The organism is Micromonospora sp. NPDC047753 (assembly GCF_040642735.1).
Classification (GTDB): domain Bacteria; phylum Actinomycetota; class Actinomycetes; order Mycobacteriales; family Micromonosporaceae; genus Micromonospora.
Genome location: NZ_JBEYSL010000658.1, coordinates 1 through 3,097 on the forward strand (window position 1 = coordinate 1; position 3,097 = coordinate 3,097).

General features: G+C 72.7%; 3 protein-coding genes. 1 reads left to right on the forward strand and 2 read right to left on the reverse strand.

Features of this window, described 5'->3' with window-relative positions; translation table 11 throughout:
* A partial coding sequence (locus tag ABZ749_RS32675; protein ID WP_357234681.1) for an amylo-alpha-1,6-glucosidase occupies positions 1-1,477 on the forward strand: 1,477 nt, incomplete at its 5' end.
* 10 nt (positions 1,478-1,487) lie between these two features.
* On the opposite strand, the gene ABZ749_RS32680 is transcribed toward ABZ749_RS32675, so the two are convergent.
* Both ABZ749_RS32680 and ABZ749_RS32685 read right to left on the reverse strand, forming a co-directional pair.
* Complete coding sequence (locus ABZ749_RS32680; RefSeq protein WP_357234684.1) at positions 1,488-2,351, reverse strand: hypothetical protein; 864 nt, start codon at positions 2,349-2,351, stop codon at positions 1,488-1,490.
* Between the two features lie 71 nt (positions 2,352-2,422).
* On the reverse strand, positions 2,423-2,881 hold the full coding sequence (locus tag ABZ749_RS32685; protein WP_357234686.1) for a winged helix-turn-helix domain-containing protein: 459 nt from the start codon (positions 2,879-2,881) through the stop codon (positions 2,423-2,425).
* Between the last annotated feature and the right edge of the window lie 216 nt (positions 2,882-3,097).

Genomic DNA, 3,097 nt, shown 5'->3' on the forward strand with positions numbered 1-3,097 from the left:
CGTCGTCTTCGGTGCCCGGGGCGAGGACATCCGGGCCACCCTCCCGTACGGCGGCAGCCGCAGCGCGGACGCGATCCGGGCCGAACAGCAGGAGCTCATCGACCGGGCGCCGAAGCTCGGCTGCGACTGCGAGCCGCTGGCCGGGGCGTACCGGCGCAGCCTCAACGACCTGGCCGCGCTGCGCTACGAGTCGATCGCCCTAGGCGTACGGCTGATCGCCGCGGGACTCCCCTGGTTCATGACCCTGTTCGGCCGGGACAGCATCATCACCTCGTTGCAGGTGCTGCCGTTCCTGCCGGAACTGGTCCCGCCGACCATCCTGATGCTGGCCGGACTACAGGGGCAGCGGGTGGACGACTTCCGGGACGAGGAACCCGGCAAGATCCTGCACGAGCTGCGGTACGGGGAGACCGCCGGCTTCGAGGAGCAGCCGCACTCGCCGTACTACGGGTCGGCCGACTCGACGCCCCTGTTCATCATCCTGGTCGACGAGTACGAGCGGTGGACCGGTGACGCGGCACTCGTCCGCAAGCTGGAACCGCAGATCCGCGCGGCGTTGGAGTGGATCGACACCTACGGTGACCTGCTCGGCACCGGTTACCTCTGGTACCAGACCCGCAACCCGGAGACCGGCCTGCAGAACCAGTGCTGGAAGGACTCCTGGGACGCCATCTCGTACGCCGACGGTCAACTGCCCGGCTTTCCCCGGGCCACCTGCGAGTTGCAGGGCTACGCCTACGACGCGAAGGTCCGGGCCGCCCGGCTGGCTCGGGACTTCTGGAACGACCCGGAGTTCGCCGACGAGTTGGAGCGGCAGGCCGCCGACCTGAAACGGCGGTTCGACCGCGACTTCTGGATCGCCGACCGCGAGCACTACGCGCTCGCGCTGGACGCCGACGGCCGGCAGGTGGACGCGCTGACCTCGAACATCGGGCACCTGCTGTGGAGCGGCATCGTGGACGAGTCCCGCGCCGGCAAGGTGGTCGAGCACCTGCTCGGGCCACGACTGTTCTCCGGCTGGGGGGTGCGGACGCTCGCCTCGGACGAGGGACGGTACAACCCGATCGGCTACCACGTGGGCACCGTCTGGCCGTTCGACAACTCGATCATCGCCTGGGGGTTGTGGCGGTACGGCTTCCGGGAGGAGGCCGGGTTGCTCTGCGAGACGATGCTGGCCGCGTCCCGGTACTTCGAGGGTCGACTGCCGGAGGCGTTCGCCGGCTACGCCCGTGACCTCACCGACTATCCGGTGGAGTACCCGACCGCATGCAGCCCGCAGGCCTGGTCGACAGGCACCCCGCTGCTGCTGCTGCGGGTGATGCTGGGGTTGGAGCCGCAGGGCGAGCACCTGATCATCGACCCGGCCGTGCCACCGGGCATGGGCCGGGTGGAGCTGCTGGACATCCCCGGCCGGTGGGGCAAGGTCGACGCGTTGGGCCGCAGCCGTGGCCCCGAGGACCAGCCGGACGGCCGCTGAACCGCCCGGCTCAGCTCGGGCAGCCGACGGTGGCGGCGAGTCGGGTGGCGTCCGGGCTGATCTCGGCCAGCACCGTGACGGCACCGCTGCGGTACGCGTACACCGGGGGTTGGTCCAGCAGTGGGGTGTTGCCGGCCAGCGGGGCGAGGGCGACCGTCGAGGCCGCCGGGCCGGGACCGTTGACGAACCAGGCGGTACGGGCGATCCCGCCGCCCGGGCAGGGCGCGGTGGCCAGCTCCGACGCGGCGTCGCCCGGCCGGTCGAGGGCCTTCAACGCGGCGGTCAGCGCGGCGGCCTCCGGGCCGGAAGCGGTGGCCGGAGCCGGCGTGTAGCCGGCGCCGACGGGCCGGCAACCGGTGTCGACGACCAGACGCACCCGGCCGTCGACGGTCGGCCGGCCCTCGACGGCCACGAAGTCTCCGGCGTCGGCGCGCAGCTCGGGGCCGTCCAAGCCGGGCCCGACCCCCGCCCGCCAGCTCGCCGGCAGCCGCTCGGCGATGCCGGCCAGCACGGCCCGCTCGTCACCGGTGGCAGCGAGCACCCCGACCTCGCGCCGCAACCTCGCCCCGTCGGCGAACGGGGTGACCCGGCAGCCGGACGCCACCCGCGCCGGGCTCAGTTCCAGCAGTCCGGCCGCACCGGCCGCGCGAGCCAACTCGCCGACCGCCCGGTCGACCACCGGGCCAGCCTGATCGAGGGAACGCTGCTCGCGGACTGTCGGCGGGTCGTTGCGCACCGATATCCAGGTGAGCCCGGCCAGCAGCACCGCCCAGGCCACTGTCACGGCCAGCAGCCAACGCCGCCGCGACCGGGCCGGTGTCGGCGCGGCGGGGCCGGCCGAAGAGGCCCAACCCGTCTGGACAGCACCGCTCACCCGGCCATGGTGTCACGCGCCCGCTGCCGGGCCGGCAGCGGAGGCGGTCGGCCCGACGGAGCGACAGCGGGTCAGTGGTCGTTCAGCCGGGGCGGCGGGTCGAGCCGGTAGCCGACGCCCCGCACGGTGTGCACCTGCGGGCCGCCCGGTAGACCCCGCAGCCTGCGGCGAAGCCGCCTGACGGTGGATTGCAGCGCTGCGGTGTCAGCGCCACCCAGCGCGGAGACGCAGAGCCGTTCGTAGCTCCACACCACCAGCGGTGGGCCGATGAGCAGGGTGAGCAACTCCCGTTCCGTGGGGGTCAGCGGGAGCACCTCGCCGCGCCAGGTGACCTGATGGCCGGCCCGGTCGACGACCAGCTCACCCCACTTCACCAGGCCCCGCGCCTCGTTGAGTGGAAGGACCGTGGGACTGACCCGCGCCGGACCCACCGGCGACGACAACAGCTCGCGTAGCTCGGTCAGATCGGAACAGCTGAGCACCGGGGCACGCCCGTCGAGTTGGCTCAGCACCCGCTCCCGCAGCGACATGTCGGTGCCCACGCAGAGGACGATGGGGACCGCTTCGTCGGACCCGCCGCTTTCATCCCTGAAATTCACCAGTAGATAGTGACGCACGCCGATGGATTTCGGCACCCGCCCCGGCGTGCCGGCATGCGTACGTGCCGGGCGTCTGCCGCCGGAAAGCTCACGGTGGTCCTGGCCACGATCGTCGTTCTGGCCGGCTGCGGCGGCGGCCCCAGCCCA

Coding starts and splice junctions, on each gene's coding strand:
- ABZ749_RS32685 (WP_357234686.1), bottom strand. CDS start 2,881: ATGTCGCTGCGGGAGCGGGTGCTGAGCCAACTCGACGGGCGTGCCCCG.